Genomic DNA, 771 nt, shown 5'->3' with positions numbered 1-771 from the left:
TTCTGGCCGTTGATGGACGAGATAATGATGATGCGCCCGAAGCCGCGCTCGCGCATGCCCTCGATCACCGGCCGCGTGCAGGTGAACATGGAATCGAGATTGGTGCGGATGACGGCGGACCACTGATCGAAGGTCATCTTGTGGAACATGCCGTCGCGGGTGATGCCGGCGTTGTTGACCAGGATGTCGACCGGTCCGAGTTCGGCTGCCACGGCCTTGATCCCGCTCTCGCAGGAGGCGGCGTCAGAGACGTCGAACTTGAAGACCGGAATGCCGGTCTCAGCTTTGAACTGGTGGGCGGCTTCGTCATTGCCGCCGTAATTCGCGGCAACCGTGTAGCCTGCGTCTTTCAAGCCTTTTGAGATCGCGGCACCGATGCCGCGGGTGCCACCGGTAACCAATGCAACGCGCGCCATGCTGTTTCCTTCCCAAGACCATTCCCATGCGGATCTCTCAAGGATCCATTCGTCGTGAGACAGTCCGGTTCAAACCGCCTCACAACATAGCTTAGGATATTTGATGGAACGGGGAAGGGTGAGGCTCCGGAATTTCCCGGAGCCTCGTCAAGTTTTTAGCGCTCGAGACCGCTGTTAGCGTTCCAAGCACATGGCAACGCCCATGCCGCCGCCGATGCAGAGAGTGGCCAAGCCCTTCTTGGCGTTGCGCCGGCCCATCTCGTGCAACAGGGTCACGAGCACGCGGGCGCCCGAGGCGCCGATCGGATGGCCGATGGCGATGGCGCCGCCATTCACGTTCACGATCGACGGATCC

1 protein-coding gene and 1 pseudogene are annotated in these 771 nt (G+C 61.0%); both read right to left on the bottom strand.

The features are described 5' to 3' along the window. Positions 1-416, bottom strand: a 416-nt coding sequence (locus ACS5Q1_RS46525) for an SDR family NAD(P)-dependent oxidoreductase (protein ID WP_473104562.1), incomplete at its 3' end; no start/stop codon positions are given. A gap of 174 nt (positions 417-590) precedes the next feature. Further along, a pseudogene (locus ACS5Q1_RS46520) lies at positions 591-771 on the bottom strand (acetyl-CoA C-acetyltransferase); the annotation flags it as partial.

It is taken from the genome of Microvirga sp. GN3, assembly GCF_055792825.1.
This window is presented reverse-complemented; position numbering and strand designations above follow the sequence as displayed.